The following is a 23339-nucleotide window of genomic DNA, read 5'->3' as shown; positions in this document are numbered from 1 at the left end:
TCGACCTCGACCTCGACCTCGGCCTCGGCCTCGGCCTCGGCCTCGGCATCGGCATCGGCATCGGCATCGGCATCGGCATCGGCATCGGCGTCGACCTCGGCCGGCGCGTCGGCGACGCCGACGGAGCGCCTCCGTCGTCGATGGTCGCGACTGCCGGTGCCGCGCCTGAACCTGACCGCGCGGCTCTTCGCCGCCGTGTTCTCGACCGCCATGGCGGTGGCGCTGGCGATGGGCGTGTTCTCTCACGTCAACCTGAACCGCGACTTCATCGGCTATCTGAACGAGCAGGCCGTGAGCCGCCTGGAGCTCGCGCGCACCAGCGTGACGGCGGGCTACCGCGACAACGGCGGCAGCTGGGACTTCCTGCGCGAGAAGCCCGAGCTGTGGGGCCGGCTGCTGCGGCCGCTGGTGCCGGAGGCGGAGATGCTGGCGCTCAAGGCCAAGCACGGCCCGGCGGAGCTGACCGGCGCGACGCGGCGCTTCACGCTCTTCGACAGCAACCGGGAGCGCATCGCCGGCTATCCGCCGACGGCGGAGCAGGCCCAGCACGCGATCGAGCGGCCCATCATCGTGGACGGCCTCACGGTGGGCTGGCTGGCGCTGACCCCGATCGAATCGGTGAGTCCGGGCGCGGAGAAGCATTTCTACGACGCGCAGAAGCGCTCGGTGTGGATCGTCGGCGCGGCCGCGGTGCTGCTGGCGGGCGGCGTGGCGGCGTGGGTGACACGTCGGCTGCTGCGGCCGGTGCGTCAGGTGGCGGCGGCGACGCACCGGCTCGCCGCCGGCGACTTCGCGGTCCGCGTGACCGAAGGCCGGGGCGACGATGACCTCGCGCGACTGGGACGCGACTTCAACCAGCTCGCGCTGACCCTGCAGCGCAACGAGGCGATGCGACGCGAGTTCATGGCCGACGTGTCGCACGAGCTGCGCACGCCGCTGGGCGTGCTGCACGGGGAGCTCGAGGCCATCGAGGACGGCGTGCGCCAGCCCGACGCGCAGTCGCTGCGCTCGCTGCAGGGCGAGGTGGCGGTGCTGCACAAGCTGGTCGAGGACCTGCACGAGCTGTCGCTGGCCGACGTGGGCGGGCTCGCCTATCGCAAGGACGAGGTCGACCTGGGCGCGCTGATCGGCGTCGCGGCCGGCGCCTTCGGCGAGCGGCTGCACGGCAGCGGGCTGACGCTGCGGCTGGACCTGCCGGACGAGCCGCTGCCCGTCTTCGGCGACGAGCGCCGGCTGCGCCAGCTGCTGGGCAATCTGCTGGAGAACAGCTGCCGCTACACCGATGCCGGCGGATCGCTGAGCCTGAGCGCGCGGCGGAGCGGTCGGGTGGTGGTGGTCGACGTGCAGGACACCGCGCCGGGCGTCGGACCCGAGCACCTGCCGCGGCTCTTCGAGCGCTTCTACCGCGTGGACGGCTCGCGGAGCCGGCGCGGTGGCGGATCGGGGCTGGGGCTGTCGATCTGCCAGCGCATCGTCGAGGCGCACGAGGGTCGCATCGAGGCGACGCCCTCGCCGCTCGGCGGCCTGTGGATCCGCGTGGAGCTGCCGGTCCATGACTGACGACCGCAAGACCGCGCCGGCGGACGCGCCGCCCTCGACGGCCACGACCGCGCCAGCGACGCTCCCGGCGCCGGGACGCCCGGAGGCGTCGGCCGGAACCGCGATGCCGATGACGGTCGCGCCGGCACGCGTGCTGGTGGTCGAGGACGAGCCCAAGCTGTCCGCGCTGCTCGCCGACTACCTGCGCGCCGCCGGTCACGAGCCCGAGTGCGTGGCCGACGGCCGCGAGGTGCTCGCGGCGTGGACGGCGCGCCGCCACGACCTGGTGCTGCTGGACCTGATGCTGCCCGGCGTCGACGGCCTGACCTTGTGCCGCGAGCTGCGCGCGCGCTCCGCCGTGCCCATCCTGATGCTGACCGCGCGCGCCGAGGAGTCGGATCGCCTGATGGGTCTGGAGCTCGGCGCCGACGACTACATCGCGAAGAACCCGTTCAGCCCGCGCGAGGTCATGGCGCGCGTGAAGGCCGCGCTGCGTCGCGGCCAGGCGCACGAAGCCGCGACGGCCGCCGCGGTCGCCGCCGCGACGACGGACGCGCAGGCCCTGTCCATCGACGAAGCCGGCTGGCGCGCGAGCTGGCGCGGCGAAGCGCTGGACCTCACGCCGATCGAGTTCCGGCTGCTGCACATCCTGGCCGCGCAGCCGGGCCGCGTGTACGCGCGGGCGCAGCTGCTGGACCTGCTGCACGTCGACGGCCGCGAAGTCACCGACCGCGCCGTCGACAGCCACATCAAGAACCTGCGCCGCAAGCTCGAACGTGCCGGCGCCGGCAGCGAGCGCATCCGTTCGATCTATGGGGTCGGCTACCGGTTTGAGGGATGATGCGAGGCCGCGCCAAGAGATCCGGATCACGGACCGGCGCGTCAGGGAGGACCCGATGCGATTCATGACCGACCCATCAAAGCTGGGCTGGGCGCCGGCGCTGTGCTGGCTGCTGGCGGCGATCAGCACCGCCATCGGCGGACGCCCCACCGCCGCGCTGGGCTTCGCCGCCGTCGCCGCGATGTGGGCGGCGATCCACGCTTCGTCGCCGGGCACCCGGTGGCAACGGCTGCTGTTCCTGACCGCGGGCGCCTGCGCGTTCGCCGCCATCTTCGGTTTGGCCTTCGGGTTCGGCTTCGGCCGCTGACGGGAACATCGCCCCCGTTGTCCGCTTTCGTCGAGCGCGGCGGTCGGTTGCTCGACTTCGGCGAACCGACCACGCCGGCCGCGCTCTTCGCGTCGGTCGAGCCCCTGCCACCCACCGAGGTCTGATCACGGACATCGAGCTTCGACGGTCTTCGGCGATGATCCGCCATCGCTGTCATCCCGAACGGTCCGCATGAACGAGTCCCCTCGCGAGCTCACCGCCCGTGCCAGCCGATTGGCCCAGGAGGAGCGCTGGATCGAGGCCGAGGCCAGCTACCGTCAGCTGATCGCGCTGCAGCCCGACAGTGCCGTCGCGCGCCACAACTGGGGCGTGAGCTTGCAGGCCCTGGACCGGCATGAGGACGCCGTCGCCGCCTTCGAGCAGGCGATCGCGCGCCAGCCCGACTACGCCGCGGCCTTCCTCGCGCTGAGCATCTCCTATGAGCGGATGGGCGCGCTGGACGCGGCGCTGGTCGGCATCGAGTGCGCGCGCGGCATCGCGCCCTCGGAAGGCCGTTACCAGCTCCAGCACGCGCGTGTGCTGAACGCATCGGACCGCGTCGGCGAGGCGCTCGAGCTCATCGACGGCATCGCCGCCGGGTCGTCCGCGTATGCGGAGTCGCGCAGCCTCCTCGGCCTGATCTTCAAGAACGCCGGCCGTCCCGATCTCGCGCTCGAGGCCTTCGACGCGGCGATCGCCGCGGACCCCGCGCTCGTGGCCGCGCGGCACAACCGCGCCAACCTGCATCTGCAGGCGCGCCGCTTCTCGCTCGCCGTCGCGGACTTCGACGCGGTGCTCGCGCGCGCGCCCGGCACCTCCTGGGAACGCGGCCTGCGGCTCTACGCGGCGATGCATGTCTACGACTGGCGCGACTTCGACGCGCAACGTCGGCGGATCCTCGACGAGCTCGCTCGAGGGCTGCCCTCGGCGCAGCCGCTCATCGTGCAGCACCTGACGGACGATCCCGCGTGCCAGCAGGTCGCCGCCCGCCTGTGGGCCCGGGTCACGCTCCCGCCTCCGGCACCGCGACTGCCCTGGATCGGCGTGCCGACGGACCGCAAGATCCGCGTGGCCTATGTCTCGCGCGACTTCCGCAGTCACGCCGTGTCCTTCCTGATGGCGGGGGTGCTCGCCCACCACGACCGCGATCGCTTCGAGATCGCCGCGATCAACTACGGCGAGGCCGTCGACGACCCCATGCAGCAGCGCCTGCGCGCCTCGGTCGAAGCCTTCCTCGATGTCGGCCACCTCTCCGACGCCGAGATCCGCCGCGCCTGCCGCGATCTGTCCATCGACATCGCCGTCGACCTGACCGGCTACACCGACGGAGCCCGAAGCGCCCTCTTCGCCAAACGGCTCGCGCCGGTGCAGATGCTCTTCCTCGGCTACCTGGGCACCTCGGGCTCGGCCCACTACGACCTCGTCCTCGCCGATCCGGTGCTGGTGCCGGAGGAGGCGCGCCCGTTCCACGACGAGCGGATCCTGTCCCTGCCCTGGTACCAGCCCAACGACGCCGAGCGCCCGCATCCCGCGCCGCTGAGCCGCGAGGCCGCGGGCCTGCCATCGGGGGTCTTCGTGTTCTGCTGCTTCAACAACGCGGCCAAGATCACGCCCGGGATGTTCGCCGTCTGGGCCCGCATCCTGCGCGAGTGCCCCGATGCGGTGCTGTGGCTGCTGGGCGAAGGCGAGGAGGCCGCGGCCCACCTGCGCGCCCACGCGAGCGGCCTGGGCCTCGCGCCCGAACAGCTGGTCTTCGCGGACCGCTGCGATCGGGAGACCTATCTGGCGCGCCTGGCCGCGGCGGATCTCTTTCTCGACACCCTGCCCTACAACGCCGGCACGACGGCCAGCGACGCGCTCTGGATGGGGCTGCCGGTGCTGACGCTCCAGGGCCGATCCTTCGCCGGCCGCGTCGGCGCCAGCGTGGTGACCGCGGCCGGCATGCCCGAGTTCATCGCGGACAGCGAGGAGCGCTACATCGCCCTGGCCATCGGCTTCGCGCGCGATCCGGCCTCGCTGCGCGCGCACCGCGACGCGCTGATCGCGCGCCGCGCCGCCTTGCCGCTCTTCGATCCGGCGCAGTTCACGCCGCATCTGGAGCAGGCTTTCCTGACCGCGCTGAGGACGCCGCCTGAATGATCGGCGACCGGATCAACGGACCACGCTGGCCCGGTCCCGCCGGCTGATCTGCCCCACGCCGCCGGCGATCAGCTTGTCGAGCAAGGCGCCGCGGCCGTTCTTCATGGACCAGCGCATCTCCTCCTCGGTGATCACCGTCGCGACGAGGAGCTTCATGCGGCCCGACGGCAGCGCCACGCCCGATGGCAGCGGCGCGCGCGCCTTGGCGATCAGGAGGTTCACGCTCCCGCCGTCGACCGGCACCTGCTCCACGGTCATGCCGTCGTACTTCTCGGCCAGATCGCCTCACCCTGCGCCCGACCCTTCACGCCATCGCGACCTGCCATGCGCCGTACGTGCGCGCAGCGTCGTCACGACAGGGTCATGCGCTTTGCGCAACGCCGATGGCGCCGGGCCGGCGAGACAATTCCGGATTCCCCCGAGACCCGTCGCAGCCCGGCGGCGCCACCCCATGTCGTCCCAGCCCTCCCCGGCCGATGCCGCGCCCGATGCCACCGCCCCCGTCACGCCCGGCGCGCCGTCCACCTCGGACGCCAACTTCTCGCTTCGCAAGATCGCCGTCGCCGCCTTTGGGCCCTCGCTGCTCTTCGGCTTCGGCGAGGGCGCCATCCTCCCCATCGTCCCGCTGATGGCGCGCGACCTGGGCGCCTCGGTCTCGATGGCGGCCTTCGTCGTCACGCTGATCGGCCTGGGATCGCTGCTCAACAACATCCCCGCGTCCATCATCACCATGCGCTGGGGCGAGCGCTGGGCCATCGTCGCCGCCGGCATCTGGAGCGCCCTGGGCATGGCGCTCAGCGTCCTCAGCCACGGGCTCGTGCCCTTCGCCGCCGGCTGCTTCATGGTCGGCATGTCGCAGGCGGTCTACAACCTCGCCCGCCAGAGCTACCTCACCGAGGCCGTGCCGGTCGCCTTCCGCGCCCGCGCGCTCTCCACGCTGGGCGGCGTGATGCGCATCGGCATGTTCATCGGCCCGTTCTTCTCCGCCGCCGCGGTCCACGCCTTCGGCCTGCCGGCCGCGTTCGCCGTGGGCATCGTGGGCGTGCTGGCCGCGGCCGCCATCGGCGCGCGCTTGCCGGACCTGGTCCATCCGCCCCATCCCGCCGGGCACGCCGCCCCCGCGCCGGTCTCGTTCAAGACCATCCTGGCCGATCACCGCCGCGTCTTCCTGACCCTGGGACTGGGCGTGGTGCTGGTCAGCGCGGTGCGCGCCTCGCGCCAGGCGGTGATCCCGCTGTGGTCGGACCAGCTGATGCTCGCGCCCGCGCTGGCATCGCTGATCTACGGGATCTCCGGCGGGATCGAGATGCTGTTCTTCTACCCCGCGGGCCGCGTCATGGACGTCAAGGGCCGCCGCTGGGTCGCCGTGCCGTCCATGCTCATCATCGGCATCGCAATGCTGGCGATGCCCTTCACCGTGGGCTTCGTGACGCTGCTGCTGGCCGCGACCGCCGTGGGGGTCGGCAACGGCATCGGCTCGGGACTGATCATGACGCTGGGCGCCGACCACGCGCCCCGCCACGGCCGCGCCTACTTCCTCGGCGTGTGGCGCTTCCTGTCGGACGTGGGCGGCTCCTGCGGGCCGGCGCTGCTGTCGGTGCTGATCGCCGGCGCCTCGCTCTCCGGCGGCATCGCCGCCACCGGCGTCATGGCGCTGGCCGCCGCGGCCATGCTCGGCCGCTGGATCCCGCCCAAGGTCCAGGCCCACAAGACCTGACCCCGGCGCCGCCAACGCGGCGCGGCGCGGCGCCGTCGAGGCGCCGCGAGGATCGATCGGGCGACGGGGCGGACGCCCGCGCGCCATCGTGCCCGGCGAGGCTCAGTACCGCTCGGGGACGAACATCTCCGGCGGCACCGGGTGACGCATGTAGTCGTCGTGCCGCTCGCGCGCCGGCAGCAGCACCTCGGCGCGCTGCACCTCGTGGTACGGGAACTGGTCCAGCAGATGCTGGATGCAGTTCAGCCGCGCGCGCTTCTTGTCGTCGGCGGCCACCACCCACCAGGGCGCCTCCGGGATGTGGGTGCGCTCCAGCATCACTTCCTTGGCCCGGGTGTAGTCCTCCCAGCGGCGGCGCGACTCCAGGTCCATCGGCGACAGCTTCCACTGCTTGAGCGGATCGTGGATGCGACCCAGGAAGCGCAGGTGCTGCTCCTCGTCGCTGATGGAGAACCAGTACTTGATCAGCGTGATGCCCGAGCGCACCAGCATGCGCTCGAACTCCGGCACGGAGCGGAAGAACTCCTCGACGTCGTCGTCCTGGCAGAAGCCCATCACCCGCTCGACGCCGGCGCGGTTGTACCAGCTCCGGTCGAAGAGCACGATCTCGCCGGCCGCCGGCAGGTGCGGCACGTAGCGCTGGAAGTACCACTGGGTGCGCTCGCGGTCGTTGGGCGCGGGCAGCGCCACCACGCGGCACACGCGCGGGTTCAGGCGCTGGGTGATGCGCTTGATCGCGCCGCCCTTGCCCGCCGCGTCGCGGCCCTCGAAGAGGATCACCACCTTCTGTCGCGAGTGCTGCACCCAGTCCTGCAGCTTGACCAGCTCGCGCTGCAGCCGGAACAGGTTCTTGAAGTAGGACAGCCGCTCCGCATGCGCGGTCGTGGGATCGACGTCGGGCTGGTCGATGCCCAGCAGCGCCTCGTCGACCGAGCGGTCCTCGATCTCCAGCTCCAGCTCCTCGTCGTAGCCGTCGAGCAGTTCCTGGCGGATGCGCTCGACCAGGTCGTCTTGATATTCAGGGGTCATGTCTTGCCAGCGCGATCCCGTGGGATCAGAAAAGGTGGACGAAGAGCCAGTACAGCGAGCCCGACAGCGCGATGGCCGCCGGGAGCGTCAGCACCCAGGCCATCAGCAGATTCCGGATGGTGCCCCATTGCAGGCCCGAACGGTTGGCCGCCATCGTTCCGGCGATGCCCGAGGACAGCACGTGCGTCGTCGACACCGGCAGGCCGAAGGCGTCGGCCGCGCCGATGGTGGTCATCGCCACCAGCTCGGCGGACGCGCCCTGGGCGTAGGTCAGATGGGTCTTGCCGATCTTCTCGCCCACCGTCACGACGATGCGCTTCCAGCCCACCATCGTGCCCAGGCCCAGCGCGATCGCCACCACCACCTTCACCCACAGCGGGATGAACTTGGTGGCCGCGTCGACCTGGCGCTTGAAGGCGTCGAGATTGGCCCGGCCGTCGGCGTCGAACGCGATCGAGGGCTCCTTCTGGACGAAGCGGATGGCCTCCGAGGCCAGGTACATGTCGTTGCGCACGTTGGCCACCAGGGTCGCGGGGACCTGGCGCAGCGAGCCGTGCGACCGGACCTGCTCGCCGATGCTGCCGGTCACCGCGGCCAGCGCGGGCAGCAGCTCGGGCGTGGGGGCCTTGGTGCGGACGTAGTCGGACAGCACCCGACGCGGATCGGCCGGCGCGGCGCCGGGCGCGATCCGGGTGATCGAGGCCTGCGTGACCTGCGCCACCGCGGCGAACTGGGTCATCTGGTCGACCGGCATGGCGCGGTTCAGCGCATACGAGATGGGCACCGTGCCGACCAGGATCAGCATGATCAGGCCCATGCCCTTCTGGCCGTCGTTGGAGCCGTGCGCGAAGGACACGCCGGTGCAGGTCAGCACCAGCAGGCCGCGGATCCACCAGGGCGGCGGCTTGTTGCCCTTGGGCTCCTCGTAGAGCTCGCGGTTCTTGACGACGGCGCGCAGCACCAGCAGCAGCAGGGCCGCCAGGCCGAAGCCGACCAGCGGCGACAGCAGCAGCGACCAGCCCACCTTGATCGCCTGGCCCCAGTCGACGCCGCTGGTCCCGTCGCGACCGTGCATCAGCGCGTTGGCCACGCCCACGCCGATGATGGAGCCGATCAGCGTGTGCGAGGACGAGGCCGGCAGGCCCAGCCACCAGGTGCCCAGGTTCCACAGGATGGCCGCGATCAGCAGCGCGAAGACCATCGCGAAGCCCGCGCCCGAGCCGACCTGCAGGATCAGCTCCACCGGCAGCAGCGAGATGATCCCGAAGGCCACCGCGCCGCTGGACACCAGCACGCCCAGGAAGTTGAAGACGCCCGACCACACGACCGCGACGTGCGGCGGCAGCGAGTGGGTGTAGATCACCGTGGCCACGGCGTTGGCCGTGTCGTGGAAGCCGTTGACGAACTCGAAGCCCAGCGCGATCAGCAGCGCCACGCCCAGCAGCAGCAGGGGCAACCAGCTGGACGGCGTCACGCCGGCGTCCATCACGTCCTGGTACAGCGCATGCGCGCCGAAGGCCAGGCCCAGCGCGAGCAGCGCCAGGAAGAGCAGCTTGACCAGCGGCCCGTTCTTCGCGTCCAGATGCGGCTTGCCGCCGGCGGGCGAGGCGGCCACGTCGGCGGGAGTGAGACCTGTGTCCATGGTGGCGTCGCCGGCGGCGGACCGGCGCTTGTCGAGAGGGAGCGGCCATCATTCGAGCCCGCCGTGACGGCGTCGTGACTCGGTCCGCGCCCGTCCCCCGGATCGGGGAAAGCCAGGGGCCCGCCCGGCCGGCGCCCGGGCCGAGGGCAACCTTTGGTAGGGGGTGCCCAACCCTTCGTCGGATGGGCGCTTCCCGGCTTCTTTGGTGTCATCGCTCCCCACCAGACCGCCGCCCCATCCCGGTGCGGCGAGCCCGAACGCGATGAGCCGTTCACATTGATCCAGGGAGATCCCATGTCCGATCCGACCACCCCGCGCCACGCCGAGCAGGCGTCCGCCCCCGCCGGCCTGATGCCGGGCCGCCGCCAGTTCCTCGCCAGCTCCGCGCTCGTCGGGGCCTCCGGCCTCGGTCTGCTGCAGTTCGCCACCGAGGCGAGCGCGGCCACCGGCGCCGCGGCGGGCCACCGGTCCGTCTACACCGGCCCCAGCGACGCGGCCACCGCCGCGCCGGGCGACGACTCGATCCGCGAGTTCCGCATCGCCATTCCCGACGCGGTCCTGGCCGATCTGCGTCAGCGCCTGGCCAAGACCCGCTGGCCCGATCGCGAGACCGTGCGCGACACCTCGCAAGGCGTGCAGCTCGCGACGCTGCAATCGCTGTGCCGCGACTGGGGCACGTCCTACGACTGGCGCAAGGTCGAGGCCCGCCTCAACGCGCTGCCGCAGTTCATCACGCAGATCGACGGCGTCGACATCCACTTCATCCACGTGCGTTCGCGCCACCCCGATGCGCTGCCGCTGGTGATCACGCACGGCTGGCCGGGCTCGGTGCTGGAGATGGTCCAGGCCATCGGCCCGCTGACCGATCCCACCGCGCACGGCGGCCGCGCCGAGGACGCCTTCGACGTGGTCATCCCGTCCATTCCGGGCTACGGCTTCTCCGGCCGCCCGACCGAGCTGGGCTGGGGTCCCGACCGCACCGCCAAGGCCTGGGACGTGCTGATGAAGCGCCTGGGCTACACGCGCTACGTGTCGCAGGGCGGCGATCACGGCTCGGTGGTGTCCGACGCGCTGGCGCGGCAGAAGCCGGCCGGTCTGCTGGGCATCCACGTCAACATGCCGCCCACCGTGCCGCCGGAACTGGTCAAGGGCATCAACAGCGGCGACGCGCCGCCGGCGGGCCTCGCACCCGACGAGCGTCTGGCCTTCGAGACGCTGGCGAAGTTCTTCGGCCGCAACGCCGCCTACGGCGCGCTGATGGTCACGCGGCCGCAGACCATCGGCTACGGGCTGTGCGACTCGCCGGTGATGCTGGCCGCCTTCCTCTACGAGAAGATCTTCGAGTGGACCTACCCGAGCGGCCACCCCGAGGCCATCCTCGGCCGGGACGCGATCCTGGACGACCTCACGCTGTACTGGGTGACCAACACCGGCGCCGCGTCCTCGCGCTTCTACTGGGAGAACAACAACAACAACTTCAGCTCGGCGCACCAGCACACGACCGAGATCACCGTGCCGGTCGCCGTCACGGTGTTCCCCGGCGAGATCTATCGCGCCCCCAAGAGCTGGACCCAGCGCGCCTATCCGTCGCTCTACTACTTCAATGAAGTCGACAAGGGCGGCCACTTCGCCACCTGGGAGCAGCCGGAGCTGTTCGCGGCGGAGATGCGCAAGGCCTTCAAGCCGCTGCGCGGCTGAGGCCGACCGGACCGGCGCGCGTCGCCTCGACATCCGCGCCGGTCGTCGCGCCGGTCCCAGCTGGGCGGCGCGCCAAAACAAAACGGGTGGCCGCAGCCACCCGTTCTTTCATTCCGCGCCGACCGAGGCCGGCGCCCCTTTCGCCATCAATCGGCCGTCGCCGGCTCGGCCTTGGGCTTGTTGTCCTTCTTCAGCGGGGTGATGTCCAGCTGGACCTCGCCCTTGTCGTTGACGTCCACGTTCAGGCGTCCGCCGTCGACCAGCTGACCGAAGAGCAGCTCGTCCGCGAGGGCACGACGGATCGTGTCCTGGATGAGGCGCTGCATCGGCCGCGCGCCCATCTGCGGGTCGAAACCCTTGGCCGCCAGGTGCTTGCGCAGCGCGTCGCTGAAGGTGACCTCGACCTTCTTCTCCGCCAGCTGGCTTTCCAGTTGCAGCAGGAACTTGTCCACCACCCGCAGGATGATGTCCTCGTTCAGCGCGCCGAAGTTGACGATGGCGTCCAGACGGTTGCGGAACTCCGGCGTGAACAGGCGCTTGATGTCGGCCATCTCGTCGCCCTGCTCGCGCTTGGTCGTGAAGCCGATCGTGGACTTGGTCATCGCCTCCGCGCCCGCATTCGTGGTCATGATGATGATCACGTTGCGGAAGTCGGCCTTGCGCCCGTTGTTGTCGGTCAGCGTGCCGTGGTCCATGACCTGCAGCAGCACGTTGAAGACGTCCGGATGGGCCTTCTCGATCTCGTCCAGCAGCAGCACGGCGTGCGGCTTCTTGGTGATCGCCTCGGTCAGCAGACCGCCCTGGTCGAAGCCCACGTACCCCGGAGGCGCGCCGATCAGGCGGCTGACGGCGTGACGCTCCATGTACTCGGACATGTCGAAGCGGATCAGCTCGATGCCCAGGATGTAGGCCAGCTGCTTGGCGACTTCCGTCTTGCCCACGCCCGTCGGGCCGCTGAACAGGAAGGAGCCGATCGGCTTGTCCGGCTTGCCCAGACCCGAGCGCGCCATCTTGATGGCCGCGGCCAGCGCGTCGATCGACGGATCCTGACCGAAGACCACGCTCTTGAGATCGCGGTCCAGGCTCTTGAGCTTGCCGCGATCGTCCGACGACACCGACGCCGGCGGGATGCGCGCGATCTTCGCGACGATGTCCTCGACCTCGGCCCGGGTGATGGTCTTCTTCTGCTTGCTCTTGGGTAGCACGCGTTGCGCGGCACCGGCCTCGTCGATCACGTCGATCGCCTTGTCGGGCAGATGACGGTCGTTGATGTACTTGGCCGACAGCTCCGCCGCCGCCTGCAGCGCGCCCAGCGCGTACTTGACGCTGTGGTGCTCCTCGAAGCGCGACTTCAGGCCCTTGAGGATCTCCACCGTCTGGTCCACGGTCGGCTCGTTCACGTCGATCTTCTGGAAACGACGCGACAGTGCCGCGTCCTTCTCGAAGATGCCGCGGTACTCGCTGAAGGTGGTCGCGCCGATGCACTTGAGCTGACCCGAGGACAGCGCCGGCTTGAGCAGGTTGCTCGCGTCCAGCGTGCCGCCTGACGCCGCGCCGGCGCCGATCAGGGTGTGGATCTCGTCGATGAAGAGCACCGCGCCGGGCTGGTCCTTCAGCTGCTTGATCACCGCCTTCAGGCGCTGCTCGAAGTCGCCGCGGTACTTGGTGCCCGCCAGCAGCGCGCCCATGTCCAGCGAATAGACCACCGCTTCGGACAGCACGTCAGGCACCTGCCCTTCGGTGATGCGCCAGGCCAGGCCCTCGGCGATCGCGGTCTTGCCCACGCCGGCCTCACCGACGAGCAGCGGGTTGTTCTTGCGGCGGCGGCACAGCACCTGCACCACGCGCTCGACCTCCAGCTCACGGCCGATCAGCGGATCGATCTTGCCGTCGCGGGCCATCTGGTTGAGGTTCTGGGTGAACTGCTCGAGCGGGCTGCCCTTGCCGCCGCCCTGCCCCTGGCCCTCGCCCTCCTCTCGCTCGGACTCGGCACCGTTGCCTTCCGGGCCCTTGGGGGGCTCGGGCGGCTCGCTCTTCTTGATGCCGTGGGCGATGAAGTTGACGACGTCCAGACGCGTCACGCCCTGCTGGTGCAGGTAGTAGACAGCGTGGGAGTCCTTCTCGCCGAAGATGGCGACCAGCACGTTGGCGCCGGTCACTTCCTTCTTGCCGTTGCCCGTCGACTGGACGTGCATGATCGCGCGCTGGATCACGCGCTGGAATCCCAGCGTGGGCTGCGTGTCGACCTCGTCGGTCCCGCCGACGGTGGGGGTGTTTTCCTTGATGAACTGCGCAAGCGACTTGCGCAGGTCTTCGATGTTGGCTGCGCAGGCGCGCAGCACTTCCGCCGCCGAGGGGTTGTCGAGCAGCGCCATCAGCAGGTGTTCCACGGTGATGAACTCGTGGCGCTGCTGGCGTGCTTCGACAAACGCCATGTGCAGGCTGACTTCAAGCTCTTGCGCAATCATGCGGCCTCCATAATGCACTGCAAAGGATGTCCGGCGCGCCTTGCGGCCGCCAGGACCATTTCGACCTTGGTGGCCGCCACGTCCTTGGTGAATACACCGCAGACGCCGCGACCGTCGTGATGGATCTTCAACATGATCTGGGTGGCCGTATCCAGGTCATGGCGGAAGTACTCCTGCAAGACCATCACCACGAACTCCATCGGCGTGAAGTCGTCGTTGAGCATCAGCACCTGATACAGGCGCGGCGGCTCGGTCTTCTGAGCGACACGCTCCAGCGTGGTGGACGCGCCACCATCGTCCGGAACCTGAGGCTCCCCGGGACCCGCTGGGGATTGTTGGGAAAGCAAGGACATGAACCGATTCTATAAACAGCGGGAGCTCCCCACATGGGGCCAGCCGACAGCCTATCAAGGCTGTTGCGGCGATGGATTCGGCCGGTTGAAATCCGGGGCGATCACCCGGTGAATTCCGGGATTTCCCGCGCCGGACTGCGCAAGTTTGGCACCTTCGCGACGCCCGACCCCGGGGAGTTCCTCAATTGACACTGGCTTGACACGGATTTGAGAATCCGCCCCGGTGCGACAAGGACACCGGGATGGAGAAAAAGATGGCAACAGGCACGGTCAAGTGGTTCAACGATGCCAAGGGGTTTGGCTTTATTGAACCCGAACACGGGGGGGGCGACGTCTTCGCGCACTTCTCGGCCATTCAGATGGAAGGCTTCCGCACGCTCAAGCAGGGCGGCAAGGTCACCTACGAACTGGTCCAGGGCCCCAAGGGTCAGCTGGCTCAGAACATCCGCCCCGTCGAGGGCGCGGAAGGTGGCGACGAGCTGACCGCTCCGGTGGGTCTGCCGATGATGGCGGACGCGCTGGCCGGGCAGCAGCAGGCTGCCGCGGCTTGATCCGCTGAAGGACGTTCGCTGAGGACCCCAGACCCGCCCGCGCGGGTTTGGCGAGGAAGGCCCGCTCACGCGGGCCTTTTTGCTTTCGCCGCCTCCTCAATCGAGAGGAAGAAGTTCATGCAGAGTTTTTCGGACGACATCTACACCGAGCCGTCACCCGTCGACGTCCACACCCTGGCCAACCTGGGACCGCTGACGCGGATGGCCGGGATCTGGGAGGGCCAGCGCGGCCTGGACGTCAAGCCCAAGGCCGACGGCCCGCGCAAGCAGGCCTTCGTCGAGCGCTGCGAGCTGCAGCCCATCGACCCGGTGACCAACGGCCCGCAGCTGCTCTACGGGCTGCGCTACTTCACCCACATCACCAAGCCCGGGCTGGTGAAGACCTACCACGAGCAGGTCGGCTTCTGGCTCTGGGAGCCGGCGACCCGCACGGTGATGCACACCTTGACGATCCCGCGCGGCATGACCGCGATGGCCGCCGGCCAGGTCGATCCGGACGCCGACAGCTTCGAGCTGGTCGCCACGCAAGGCCTGGACGACTGGGGCATCTGCTCCAGCCCCTTCCTGCTACACGCGTTCAAGACGACCGAGTTCCGGATCAAGGTCAGCTTCAACGCCGAGGGGACCTGGGGCTACGAGGAGGACACGGTGCTCGCCATCCACGGCCAGGCCGAGCCCTTCCACCACACCGACCGCAACCTGCTGAGCAAGGTCGCCGAACCGACGCCGAATCCGCTGGCGCGCTGAGCATCATCGGAATCGAGAATGCCGCGAGGCGGATCAAGGTATGAGGGCCTCGACGCATCAGGGACCGTGCGGCGATTGCCGGTCAGTGCTCCAGCCGCCCCGGGATGACGTGGACATCGAGCACCGTCCTGTGATCGGCGGCCAGGACGCAGGTGTAGATCACTGGCGAGAACGCACCGAAGCCATTCTGGAACTCCGCGCGGTCACCAACAAATGCGATCGCCCCGTTTGGCTCGTCGGCCCATCGGTATCGGCTGAACTTCATGTCCATGACTCCATCGGTCCATCGCACCGAGTGCCTCGCAAGCCGCTCGATGGGGTCCTTGCAGTACGCGCCAGCGGCAATCACGCCCTTCTCCCCCCAGCACGCCAGTTCCTTTCGGCAGGTGGCTTCGTCCTTCACGTTGGCGGCATCGGCGTCATTCGACCCACACGCCTTCACGGCAATCGCGCCCATGATGACGATCGCGACAAGTCCGCAAAGCAAGTCGCGCCGGGAGGTCGACGGGGGTCTCGTCCCGCAGTGGGGACAGGCTTTCGCGTCGGTCGAGATGGGCATCTTGCAGCTCCCGCAGGGCCTCGGTGTCATTGGTGCTCTCCTTTTCCTTTGAATGAACACCTACCGTGGTGGCCGAGAGCCCTTGCGGGTTCGCCCCGCTCTTGACCCAGGCGCACTGGAGCCGCGCGAATCGGCCGCACCCCCTCAGCCTTCTGCACCAGAAACGAAAAAACCCCAGGCGACGCGTCGCGCTGGGGTTTCGCTGTCAACCCGGCTCAAGGCCGGGTGTGAGCTCACATGTTCTCGATCATCACCTGACCGAAGCCGGAGCACGACACTTGGGTCGCGCCGTCCAGCAGGCGGGCGAAGTCGTACGTGACCTTCTTCGACAGGATCGACTTCTCGATCGACGAGATGATCAGGTCGGCCGCTTCGGTCCAGCCCATGTGACGCAGCATCATTTCAGCGGACAGGATCTCGGAACCGGGGTTCACGTAGTCCTTGCCAGCGTACTTCGGGGCCGTGCCGTGGGTGGCTTCGAACATGGCGACGGAGTCGCTCAGGTTCGCGCCCGGGGCGATGCCGATGCCGCCGACTTGAGCCGCCAGCGCGTCGGAGATGTAGTCGCCGTTCAGGTTCAGCGTCGCGACGACCGAGTACTCGGCCGGGCGCAGCAGGATCTGCTGCAGGAACGCGTCGGCGATGCTGTCCTTGACCACGATGTCCTTGCCGGTCTTCGGGTTCTTGAACTTGCACCACGGGCCGCCGTCGATCAGCTCGGCGCCGAATTCCTTCTGGGCCAGGGCGTAGGCCCAGTCACGGAAGCCACCTTCGGTGAACTTCATGATGTTGCCCTTGTGCACGATCGTGACGCTGGGCTTGTCATTGTCGATCGCGTACTGGATGGCCTTGCGGACCAGACGCTCCGTGCCTTCCTTCGACACCGGCTTGACGCCGATGCCCGAGGTTTCCGGGAAGCGGATCTTCTTGACGCCGAATTCCTCTTGCAGGAACTTGATCAGCTTCTTGGCCTTGTCGCTCTGGGCTTCGAATTCGATGCCGGCGTAGATGTCTTCCGAGTTCTCGCGGAAGATGACCATGTCGGTCTTGTGCGGTTCCTTGACCGGCGACGGGACGCCTTCGAACCAGCGCACGGGGCGCAGGCAGACGTACAGGTCCAGTTCCTGACGCAGCGCGACGTTCAGCGAGCGGATGCCGCCGCCGACCGGCGTCGTCAGCGGGCCCTTGATCGAGACCACGTAGTCCTTCAGGACCTGCAGCGTCTCTTCGGGCAGCCACACGTCGGGGCCGTAGACCTTCGTCGACTTCTCGCCGGCGTAGATCTCCATCCAGTGGATCTTCTTGGCGCCGCCGTAGGCCTTGGCCACGGCCGCGTCCACCACCTTGATCATCACCGGGGTGATGTCGAAGCCGGTGCCGTCACCCTCGATGTAAGGAATGATCGGGTTGTTCGGAACGTTGAGCGAGAAGTCGGCATTGACCGTGATCTTCTGGCCGCCCTCGGGCACCTTGATGTGCTGGTACATGGAGTCGTCTCCGCGAATCGCGTGGATGGGTGGGGTAAACCGGAAGCGCCGATTCTATGACAGCGAAACTTTCAAGCGGCTGATCGCGGGCAAGGCCGCCACACCGGCTCAGCCGCAATACGCGCGGACCTGCGCCCAGACGCCATGACCCAGGGCCCACAAGGCCCCCGCGGCCAACAGCCCCCCCGACAGACGCGTCGCCCATCGCACACCGGCGCCGCCCGCCGCGCCCAGGCCGGCCGCGTCGGCAGCAGGGGTATGACCGCTCGCCCCGTCCGTCCGGCCCAGCCGCCCGAGCCGCGCCAGCAGCCACGGCCCGGCCAGCAGTCCCGGCGACGAGCCGACCGCGAAGGCCGCCATCACCCCCGCGCCCTGCCAGGGACCGTTGGCCAGCGCCGCCGTCATCAGGGCCGATTGAAGGAGCCCGCAGGGCCAGGCCAGCCAGGCCAGCCCCGCCCCGAGCGCGCCCGCCAGGCGCGCCGTCGATCGCCCGAGCTTCGATTCCGAGCCTTGCCCCGTCGACGGCCCCGAGGTGGCCCAGGCGACACCGCCCCCCGTCAGCGCCGCCGCCGGCACACCGAGCGAGGTCGGCGAGCGAGAGGCCCACAGCCGGCGCCACCAGAGCGGCTGCTCCGCCCGCCAAGCGAGCACCAGTCCGAGCGCCAGCACCGCCAGATGCATCGCCAGCCACACCTGCCGCAGCCAGCCGGCCGCCGACTCCCAGCGCAGCAGACCGCCCACGCTCGCCGCGACCACGGCACCGCCGGCCGCGTACCCGATCAGTCGCCCCGCCTGGAAGGCGAGCGTCCCGTCGCGCCGTCCGCCGGTGACCGCGGCGCAGGGCGCGACGCACATCGCCGCGCAATGCAGGCTGCCCGCGACGCCCATGAGGAACGCGGACCCGGCCAGGGCGGCATCGAGCATCGCAGCGCCTCGTCGTCAATCCAGGTCAGAGGATGCGGGAGAAGCGCACCGGCGCCGACGGCGCCTCGGACGCGCCTCCGGCCGACGCCGAGGCGACGGGCTCGCGCTTGAGATAGCGGTCGAAGACCATCGCCACCGCCCGTACGAAGAACCAGCCGGTCGGCGTCACCTGCACCGCCCGGGGTTCCAGCGTCACGAGACCGTCCGCCGCCATCTGGCGCAGGCGATCCAGTTCCGGGGCGAAGTAGTCCGTCACCAGCACGCCGTGCGAGCGCTCGATCGGATCGAACTCCAGCCGGCCCTGGCACATCAGCGCCATGATCGCGTCGCGGCGCACGAGGTCGTCCTGATCCAGCTTCAGACCGCGCTCGACCGGCAGCCGGCCCTCGCGCAGGGCGGCGTAATACTCGGGGAGGGTCTTGAGGTTCTGCGAGAAGCTGGGCCCGACCTTGGAGATCGCCGACACGCCCAGCGCGATGAGGTCGCAGTCCGGCTGCGTGCTGTAGCCCTGGAAGTTCCGATGCAGCCGCCCTTCCCGCTTCGCGACGGCCAGCGGATCGGAGGACAGCGCGAAGTGGTCCATGCCGATGTAGCTGTAGCCACGCGCGATGAAGCCCGCGATCGCGCCGGACAGCATGCGCAGCTTGTCCGAGGCCACCGGCAGCGCGCTGGCCTCGATGCGGCGCTGCGGCTTGAAGCGGTGCGGCAGATGCGCGTAGCCGTACAGCGCGACGCGATCGGGACGCAGCGTGGCCACCTGCTCGATGGTCCGCGCGAAGGAGGTCGGCGTCTGCAGCGGCAGGCCGTAGATCAGGTCCACGTTGATGGAGCGGAAGCCCATCTCGCGCGCGGCGCCCATCAGGGCCGCGACACTCTCCACGCTCTGCTCGCGGTGCACGGCCTTCTGCACCGCCGGATCGAAGTCCTGCACGCCGTAGCTGAGCCGGTTGATGCCCAGCGAGCGCAGGTGGCGCAGGCGCTGGACGTCGATGGTGCGGGGATCCACCTCGATCGAGACCTCGGCGTCCGCGGCGATGCGGAAGTGCTTGTGCAGCATCGCCATCAGGCTGGAGAGCTCCGCGTCGCACAGGAAGGTCGGCGTGCCGCCGCCGAAATGCAATTGAGACACCACCGGCCGCTCGCCCATCTGGCGCAGCACCAGGCCCATCTCGGTCTCCAGCGCCTTCAGGTAGTCCGCGGCGCGCTCGTGATGGCGCGTGACGACCTTGTTGCAGGCGCAGTAGTAGCAGACCGACTCGCAGAACGGGATGTGCACGTAGACCGACAGCGGCTGCGTGGCGGACGGGCCGAACGCGCGCAAGGCCAGCGCCTCGCTGGCGGCGACGGCATCATGACCGCCATGGAAACGGTCCGCGGTCGGGTAGGACGTGTAGCGCGGGCCGGCGACATCGAAACGGCGCAGCAGCTCGGGGTCCGGGATGGCGTGATCCCATGGGGTCGGGTCGGCTCTCATGGGACGGGATCCTCACCCTTTGTTGGCAATTGGTCATTGATTGATGTCATTGCCGGCGCCCATCGCGCGGCGAAGAATCCGCCGCTCTCCCCACGCCACCCACCGCCCCGCAGCCGCTCCCGCGCCTGGACCGCTCCGTCCGGTCGAGGCCTCGATCCGCTGTTCCGCCCACTCCGACCCGCGCCCGCCCCGCGCCGCATCCATGGCGAGAACCACCCTGCCCCCACCCGCCTTCCCGCGGCTCGAGCCTTTCAAGGTCGCCTGCTCGAGCTGCTGCCTGCGTCACCTGTGTCTGCCCACCGGCCTGGCGCCGGCCGAGACCGAGCAGCTCGAGCGCCTGGTCCAGGGCCGACGCGTCGTGCCGCGCAACACGGTGCTGTTCCGCGCCGGCGAGCCCTTCGAGGCGCTCCATGTCGTGCGCACCGGCTTCTTCAAGACCTCGGCCGTCGCCGAGGACGGCCGCGACCAGGTCATCGGCTTCCAGATGGCGGCCGAGCTGCTCGGCCTGGACGGCATCAGCGACGGCACCCACGCCTGCACCGCCGTGGCGCTGGAGGACTCCCAGGTCTGCGTCGTGCCCTATGCGCGGCTGGACGAGCTGTCCCGCGACTTCGATCGCCTGCAGCAGCAGTTCCACCGCCTGATGAGCCGCGAGATCGTGCGCGAGCAAGGCGTGCTGCTGATGCTCGGCGCGATGCGCGCCGAGCAACGCGTCGTGTCCTTCCTGATGGACCTGTTGCGTCGCCTGCAGGCGCGTGGCTTCTCGTCGTCCAGCGTCGTGCTGCGGATGACGCGCGAGGAGATCGGCAGCTACCTCGGCCTGACGCTGGAGACGGTCAGCCGCACGCTGTCACGGCTGCAGGACGAAGGAATGCTCGAGATCCGCGCCCGCGAGGTGCGATTGCTCAAGCAACGCCAGCTGTCGCAGCTGATGCGGCAGGCCGCCTAGGCTCAGCGGGCCTGACCGCCCGTGGCCGCGTGGTTGCGGGCCTTCATCGCGGGCTGGTGCGCGGCGGTGCCCGCCTCCTCGCCGGCCTCCTCCGCGGCCTGTCGGACGCTGCCGTCCGAGCCGCGATGCTCGACGACCGGATCCGGGTGCGTCACCGCCAGCGTCAGCGTCGCCATGCTGGCGACCACCACGATGGCCGGCCCGCCCAGCACCAGCCACATCATCGGGTGCCGCCACCAGGGGCCGCTGCTCGGCAGGTCCGCGCCGGCGCGGCGCGTGAAGGTCGTGGTCATGTCAGCTCCTTGGAGAACTCGGGGGTCAGGTCATGCGCGGTCAACGCGGGACGACGAAGGTCGACTTCTCGAGCAGCGACCGATCCGCGACGACCCCGCCGTTGCCGTCCGCCGCCAGACGCTCGATGCGGAAGTGCATCGGATGCACGCCGCCACCGGCTCGCGCGGCGGCCTCGGGCGACAGGCGCAGGGACACGGTGATCCAGCGCGCCTCCGCGGGCGCCAGCGTCAAGGTGCCGCGCGGCGAGCCGACCGTCAGGCCGTCGATGCCCGTCACGTCCAGCCGGAAGCGCTGGGTCGATTCGGCGGCGTTCATCAGCTGCAGGCGATAGAGGTTCTCGACCACGCCATCCTCGATCTGCCGCGCCAGCGTCGCCCGGTCGCGCACCACGTCGACCTTGAAGGGCATGCGCATCGCCAGGCTCCAGACCAGCGCCGTCGACACGGCCATCAGGATCGCGCCGTAGATCAGCACCCGTGGCCGCAGCACGCGCCGCCATTGCTGGGCCGCGGTCCAGCGCTTGTCGATGCCGTTCTGCGTCGCGTAGCGGATCAGGCCGCGCTCGTAGCCGAACTTGTCCATCACGTCGTTGCAGACGTCGATGCAGGCGGCGCAGCCGATGCATTCGTACTGCAGGCCCTGGCGGATGTCGATGCCGGTCGGGCAGACGTGCACGCACTGGGCGCAGTCCACGCAGGACCCCAGGCCCGCCATCGCAGGATCCACCTTCTTCGAGCGCGGACCGCGCGGGTCGCCGCGCGCCGCGTCGTAGCTGATGATCAGCGTGTCCTTGTCGAACATCGCGCTCTGGAAGCGGGCGTACGGGCACATGTACTTGCAGACCTGCTCGCGCAGGTAGCCCGCGTTGCCGTAGGTCGCGAAGCCGTAGAACAGGACCCAGAAGATCTCCCAGCCGCCGAGCGCCCCGCCCAGCACGCCCTGCCCCAGCGCGCGGATGGGCTCGAAGTAGCCGACGAAGGTGAACCCCGTCCACAGCGACACCGCGATCCAGGCCGCGTGCTTGCCGCCCTTGCGCAGCAGCTTCTCGGCGCCCCACCCGGACTTGTCCAGCCGGATGCGCGCGGCGCGGTCTCCCTCGATGCGGCGCTCGATCCACAGGAAGATCTCGGTGTAGACGGTCTGCGGGCAGGCGTAGCCGCACCACAGTCGGCCCGCCACCGCCGTGAAGAAGAACAGCCCGAAGGCCGAGACCACCAGCAGCGCGGTCAGGTAGATGAAGTCCTGCGGATACAGGATGAGGTCGAAGATGAGGAAGCGCCGCGCGTCCAGGTCGAACAGCACCGCCTGACGGCCGTTCCAGTTCAGCCAGGGCAGTCCGTAGAACAGCGCCTGCGTCGCCCACACCAGCACCCAGCGCCACACGGCGAACCAGCCGTGCACCGCGCGGGGATAGATCTTGGCCTCGGCCTCGTAGAGGCGGATCACGCGCGGTTCGGGCCGGGCGCCGGCGTCCGCTCGCCGTCCCGTCATCGCGTCCGATCCGGAGTCGGCCCGGACGGCGGGCCCGGCGGCCGGTCGAGGTTCAGGGACGGTCATGGGACTTGCCCCACACGTACGCGGCCAGCACGCGGATCTGCTCCGGGCTCAGGCGCGAGCCGTGCTCGGGCATCACGCTGTGCTTGCCGTTGTTCACCATCGCGATGACGGCCGCCTCGCCCCAGCCGTGCAGCCAGATCTTGTCGGTGAGGTTGGGCGCGCCCAGCGCCTGGTTGCCCTTGCCGTCCATCCCATGACAGGCCGCGCAGACCGTGAACTTGGGCTTGCCCAGCGCCGCGGCGATGTCGTTGTGCGGGCTGCCCGACAGGCTCAGCACGTAGTGGGCCAGGTTGCGCACGTCCTCGCCGGAGCCCACCGCCGCGGCCATGGGGGGCATCGTGCCCTGGCGGCCGTTCGTGATGGTCTCGATGATGGTCTCGAAGCTGCCGCCGTAGAGCCAGTCGTCGTCGGTCAGGTTGGGGAAGCCCTTGGAGCCCTTGGCGTCGGAACCGTGGCAGGTGGCGCAGTTGTTGGCGAACAGCCGTTCGCCGATGCCCATGGCCTGCGGGTCGCGGGCCAGCGCCTCGACCGGCTTGGCGTCGAAGGCGGCGTAGATGGTGTGCATCGCCTCGCGGGCCTGGGCTTCCTCCGCCTTGTACTGGTCCTCGCTGCTCCACTTCAGCGTGCCGGCGAAGTTGCCCAGTCCCGGGTACAGCGCCAGGTAGACGCCGCCGAAGATCACGGTCAGCACGAACAGCACCATCCACCAGCGCGGCAGCGGGTTGTTGAGCTCGCGGATGTCCTCGTCCCACACGTGGCCGGTGGAGTTGTCGTCGGCCATCACCTTGCGACGGCTGGCGATGATCAGCAGCGCCAGACACAGCACCAGCCCCAGCACCGTGGCCGCGGCGACGAACAGCGACCAGCCGTTCGAAACGAAATCACTCATGTCGACCTCCTTCGGGCGCCGCGTCGTCCATCAGCGGGAGCGCGCCCAGGTCCTCGAAACGTTCACGGTTGCGCCGGGCATAGGCCCAGACGACGATGCCCAGGAACACCAGCAGCGAGATCAGCGTCACCGCCGAGCGCAGCGCATTCAGGTCGAAGTCGTTCGTGTCCATGTC

23 protein-coding genes are annotated in these 23339 nt (G+C 69.6%); 9 read left to right on the top strand and 14 right to left on the bottom strand.

Annotation, left to right across the window (positions count from 1 at the left end; all coding sequences use genetic code 11):
• Positions 1–212, bottom strand: a 212-nt coding sequence (locus MCHT01_RS25425) for a hypothetical protein (protein WP_084451843.1), incomplete at its 3' end; no start/stop codon positions are given.
• On the opposite strand from MCHT01_RS25425, the gene MCHT01_RS04780 reads away from it, so the two are divergent.
• The 4 genes from MCHT01_RS04780 (at position 196) to MCHT01_RS04765 (ending at position 4826) form a co-directional block, all read left to right on the top strand.
• Positions 196–1560 (top strand): ATP-binding protein, encoded by a 1365-nt coding sequence (locus MCHT01_RS04780; RefSeq protein WP_245643156.1) that lies wholly within the window; start codon positions 196–198, stop codon positions 1558–1560. The two genes, MCHT01_RS25425 and MCHT01_RS04780, sit on opposite strands and share 17 nt — an antisense overlap.
• Before the next feature lie 109 nt (positions 1561–1669).
• Complete coding sequence (locus MCHT01_RS04775; RefSeq protein WP_218017856.1) at positions 1670–2380, top strand: response regulator; 711 nt, start codon at positions 1670–1672, stop codon at positions 2378–2380.
• 64 nt (positions 2381–2444) lie between these two features.
• On the top strand, positions 2445–2687 hold the full coding sequence (locus tag MCHT01_RS04770; protein WP_148661374.1) for a hypothetical protein: 243 nt from the start codon (positions 2445–2447) through the stop codon (positions 2685–2687).
• Between the two features lie 192 nt (positions 2688–2879).
• Entirely contained in the window at positions 2880–4826 is a 1947-nt protein-coding gene (locus MCHT01_RS04765; RefSeq protein ID WP_084451841.1) for an O-linked N-acetylglucosamine transferase, SPINDLY family protein, read from the top strand.
• 12 nt (positions 4827–4838) lie between these two features.
• Here MCHT01_RS04765 and MCHT01_RS04760 read toward each other — a convergent pair whose 3' ends face one another.
• Positions 4839–5084, bottom strand: coding sequence for a suppressor of fused domain protein (locus tag MCHT01_RS04760; protein ID WP_067062998.1), 246 nt, complete (start codon positions 5082–5084; stop codon positions 4839–4841).
• A gap of 193 nt (positions 5085–5277) precedes the next feature.
• Between MCHT01_RS04760 and MCHT01_RS04755 the strand changes: the two genes are divergently transcribed.
• Positions 5278–6543, top strand: a complete 1266-nt coding sequence (locus tag MCHT01_RS04755; protein WP_067062995.1) for an MFS transporter — start codon at positions 5278–5280, stop codon at positions 6541–6543.
• Between the two features lie 102 nt (positions 6544–6645).
• On the opposite strand, the gene ppk2 is transcribed toward MCHT01_RS04755, so the two are convergent.
• Both ppk2 and MCHT01_RS04745 read right to left on the bottom strand, forming a co-directional pair.
• Positions 6646–7572: a polyphosphate kinase 2 gene (gene ppk2, locus MCHT01_RS04750; RefSeq protein ID WP_067062992.1), complete on the bottom strand. Its 927-nt coding sequence runs from the start codon at positions 7570–7572 to the stop codon at positions 6646–6648.
• Between the two features lie 25 nt (positions 7573–7597).
• Positions 7598–9214: an inorganic phosphate transporter gene (locus MCHT01_RS04745; protein ID WP_067062990.1), complete on the bottom strand. Its 1617-nt coding sequence runs from the start codon at positions 9212–9214 to the stop codon at positions 7598–7600.
• Positions 9215–9565: 351 nt separating this feature from the next.
• Here MCHT01_RS04745 and MCHT01_RS04740 point away from each other — a divergent pair, with 351 nt between their 5' ends.
• On the top strand, positions 9566–10912 hold the full coding sequence (locus MCHT01_RS04740) for an epoxide hydrolase family protein (RefSeq protein WP_067063113.1): 1347 nt from the start codon (positions 9566–9568) through the stop codon (positions 10910–10912).
• A 146-nt stretch (positions 10913–11058) separates the two neighbouring features.
• On the opposite strand, the gene clpA is transcribed toward MCHT01_RS04740, so the two are convergent.
• Together clpA and clpS are read right to left on the bottom strand one after the other, a co-directional pair.
• On the bottom strand, positions 11059–13380 hold the full coding sequence (clpA, locus tag MCHT01_RS04735; RefSeq protein ID WP_067062987.1) for an ATP-dependent Clp protease ATP-binding subunit ClpA: 2322 nt from the start codon (positions 13378–13380) through the stop codon (positions 11059–11061).
• Entirely contained in the window at positions 13377–13733 is a 357-nt protein-coding gene (gene clpS / locus MCHT01_RS04730) for an ATP-dependent Clp protease adapter ClpS (protein WP_067062985.1), read from the bottom strand. Before clpS ends, clpA begins: the two co-directional genes overlap by 4 nt.
• 242 nt (positions 13734–13975) lie before the next feature.
• Here clpS and MCHT01_RS04725 point away from each other — a divergent pair, with 242 nt between their 5' ends.
• Both MCHT01_RS04725 and MCHT01_RS04720 read left to right on the top strand, forming a co-directional pair.
• Entirely contained in the window at positions 13976–14284 is a 309-nt protein-coding gene (locus MCHT01_RS04725) for a cold-shock protein (protein WP_273486924.1), read from the top strand.
• A 117-nt stretch (positions 14285–14401) separates the two neighbouring features.
• A complete protein-coding gene (locus MCHT01_RS04720; RefSeq protein ID WP_067062983.1) occupies positions 14402–15031 on the top strand; it encodes an FABP family protein in 630 nt (209 codons plus the stop codon).
• Positions 15032–15113: 82 nt separating this feature from the next.
• On the opposite strand, the gene MCHT01_RS04715 is transcribed toward MCHT01_RS04720, so the two are convergent.
• From MCHT01_RS04715 to hemN, 4 genes are all read right to left on the bottom strand, one after another.
• Positions 15114–15590 carry a zinc ribbon domain-containing protein gene (locus MCHT01_RS04715; RefSeq protein WP_245643154.1) on the bottom strand — a complete coding sequence of 159 codons (477 nt, stop codon included), beginning with the start codon at positions 15588–15590 and terminating at the stop codon, positions 15114–15116.
• Positions 15591–15823: 233 nt separating this feature from the next.
• Positions 15824–17077 (bottom strand): NADP-dependent isocitrate dehydrogenase, encoded by a 1254-nt coding sequence (icd, locus tag MCHT01_RS04710; protein ID WP_067062976.1) that lies wholly within the window; start codon positions 17075–17077, stop codon positions 15824–15826.
• A 108-nt stretch (positions 17078–17185) separates the two neighbouring features.
• Complete coding sequence (locus MCHT01_RS04705) at positions 17186–18001, bottom strand: sulfite exporter TauE/SafE family protein (RefSeq protein ID WP_067062973.1); 816 nt, start codon at positions 17999–18001, stop codon at positions 17186–17188.
• 25 nt (positions 18002–18026) lie between these two features.
• Entirely contained in the window at positions 18027–19475 is a 1449-nt protein-coding gene (gene hemN, locus MCHT01_RS04700) for an oxygen-independent coproporphyrinogen III oxidase (protein ID WP_084451839.1), read from the bottom strand.
• A gap of 202 nt (positions 19476–19677) precedes the next feature.
• On the opposite strand from hemN, the gene MCHT01_RS04695 reads away from it, so the two are divergent.
• Positions 19678–20424 carry a cyclic nucleotide-binding domain-containing protein gene (locus tag MCHT01_RS04695; RefSeq protein ID WP_067062970.1) on the top strand — a complete coding sequence of 249 codons (747 nt, stop codon included), beginning with the start codon at positions 19678–19680 and terminating at the stop codon, positions 20422–20424.
• Positions 20425–20426: 2 nt separating this feature from the next.
• Here MCHT01_RS04695 and MCHT01_RS04690 read toward each other — a convergent pair whose 3' ends face one another.
• Genes MCHT01_RS04690 through MCHT01_RS04675 form a run of 4 tightly spaced genes read right to left on the bottom strand, consistent with a single transcriptional unit; the run spans position 20427 to position 23336 of the window.
• The gene (locus MCHT01_RS04690; protein ID WP_067062968.1) at positions 20427–20717 is read right to left on the bottom strand and encodes a hypothetical protein; all 291 of its coding nucleotides are present in this window, start codon (positions 20715–20717) and stop codon (positions 20427–20429) included.
• Positions 20718–20757: 40 nt separating this feature from the next.
• Positions 20758–22209, bottom strand: coding sequence for a cytochrome c oxidase accessory protein CcoG (ccoG, locus tag MCHT01_RS04685; protein ID WP_067062966.1), 1452 nt, complete (start codon positions 22207–22209; stop codon positions 20758–20760).
• A 52-nt stretch (positions 22210–22261) separates the two neighbouring features.
• The gene (gene ccoP, locus MCHT01_RS04680) at positions 22262–23164 is read right to left on the bottom strand and encodes a cytochrome-c oxidase, cbb3-type subunit III (RefSeq protein WP_067062964.1); all 903 of its coding nucleotides are present in this window, start codon (positions 23162–23164) and stop codon (positions 22262–22264) included.
• Positions 23157–23336 carry a cbb3-type cytochrome oxidase subunit 3 gene (locus MCHT01_RS04675; RefSeq protein ID WP_067062961.1) on the bottom strand — a complete coding sequence of 60 codons (180 nt, stop codon included), beginning with the start codon at positions 23334–23336 and terminating at the stop codon, positions 23157–23159. Before MCHT01_RS04675 ends, ccoP begins: the two co-directional genes overlap by 8 nt.
• Between the last annotated feature and the right edge of the window lie 3 nt (positions 23337–23339).

It is taken from the genome of Mitsuaria chitosanitabida ATCC BAA-476 = NBRC 102408 (assembly GCF_001598255.1).
In the GTDB taxonomy this organism is placed as follows: Bacteria; Pseudomonadota; Gammaproteobacteria; order Burkholderiales; family Burkholderiaceae_C; genus Roseateles; species Roseateles chitosanitabidus.
This window is presented reverse-complemented; position numbering and strand designations above follow the sequence as displayed.

Bases quoted from the DNA above. Each gene is read 5' to 3' on its own strand.
- MCHT01_RS04775 (WP_218017856.1), top strand. From the start codon at position 1,670: ATGACGGTCGCGCCGGCACGCGTGCTGGTGGTCGAGGACGAGCCCAAG.
- MCHT01_RS04770 (WP_148661374.1), top strand. From the start codon at position 2,445: ATGACCGACCCATCAAAGCTGGGCTGGGCGCCGGCGCTGTGCTGGCTG.
- MCHT01_RS04765 (WP_084451841.1), top strand. From the start codon at position 2,880: ATGAACGAGTCCCCTCGCGAGCTCACCGCCCGTGCCAGCCGATTGGCC.
- MCHT01_RS04760 (WP_067062998.1), bottom strand. From the start codon at position 5,084: ATGACCGTGGAGCAGGTGCCGGTCGACGGCGGGAGCGTGAACCTCCTG.
- MCHT01_RS04755 (WP_067062995.1), top strand. From the start codon at position 5,278: ATGTCGTCCCAGCCCTCCCCGGCCGATGCCGCGCCCGATGCCACCGCC.
- ppk2 (WP_067062992.1), bottom strand. From the start codon at position 7,572: ATGACCCCTGAATATCAAGACGACCTGGTCGAGCGCATCCGCCAGGAA.
- MCHT01_RS04745 (WP_067062990.1), bottom strand. From the start codon at position 9,214: ATGGACACAGGTCTCACTCCCGCCGACGTGGCCGCCTCGCCCGCCGGC.
- MCHT01_RS04740 (WP_067063113.1), top strand. From the start codon at position 9,566: ATGCCGGGCCGCCGCCAGTTCCTCGCCAGCTCCGCGCTCGTCGGGGCC.
- clpA (WP_067062987.1), bottom strand. From the start codon at position 13,380: ATGATTGCGCAAGAGCTTGAAGTCAGCCTGCACATGGCGTTTGTCGAA.
- clpS (WP_067062985.1), bottom strand. From the start codon at position 13,733: ATGTCCTTGCTTTCCCAACAATCCCCAGCGGGTCCCGGGGAGCCTCAG.
- MCHT01_RS04725 (WP_273486924.1), top strand. From the start codon at position 13,976: ATGGAGAAAAAGATGGCAACAGGCACGGTCAAGTGGTTCAACGATGCC.
- MCHT01_RS04720 (WP_067062983.1), top strand. From the start codon at position 14,402: ATGCAGAGTTTTTCGGACGACATCTACACCGAGCCGTCACCCGTCGAC.
- MCHT01_RS04715 (WP_245643154.1), bottom strand. From the start codon at position 15,590: ATGCCCATCTCGACCGACGCGAAAGCCTGTCCCCACTGCGGGACGAGA.
- icd (WP_067062976.1), bottom strand. From the start codon at position 17,077: ATGTACCAGCACATCAAGGTGCCCGAGGGCGGCCAGAAGATCACGGTC.
- MCHT01_RS04705 (WP_067062973.1), bottom strand. From the start codon at position 18,001: ATGCTCGATGCCGCCCTGGCCGGGTCCGCGTTCCTCATGGGCGTCGCG.
- hemN (WP_084451839.1), bottom strand. From the start codon at position 19,475: ATGAGAGCCGACCCGACCCCATGGGATCACGCCATCCCGGACCCCGAG.
- MCHT01_RS04695 (WP_067062970.1), top strand. From the start codon at position 19,678: ATGGCGAGAACCACCCTGCCCCCACCCGCCTTCCCGCGGCTCGAGCCT.
- MCHT01_RS04690 (WP_067062968.1), bottom strand. From the start codon at position 20,717: ATGACCACGACCTTCACGCGCCGCGCCGGCGCGGACCTGCCGAGCAGC.
- ccoG (WP_067062966.1), bottom strand. From the start codon at position 22,209: ATGACGGGACGGCGAGCGGACGCCGGCGCCCGGCCCGAACCGCGCGTG.
- ccoP (WP_067062964.1), bottom strand. From the start codon at position 23,164: ATGAGTGATTTCGTTTCGAACGGCTGGTCGCTGTTCGTCGCCGCGGCC.
- MCHT01_RS04675 (WP_067062961.1), bottom strand. From the start codon at position 23,336: ATGGACACGAACGACTTCGACCTGAATGCGCTGCGCTCGGCGGTGACG.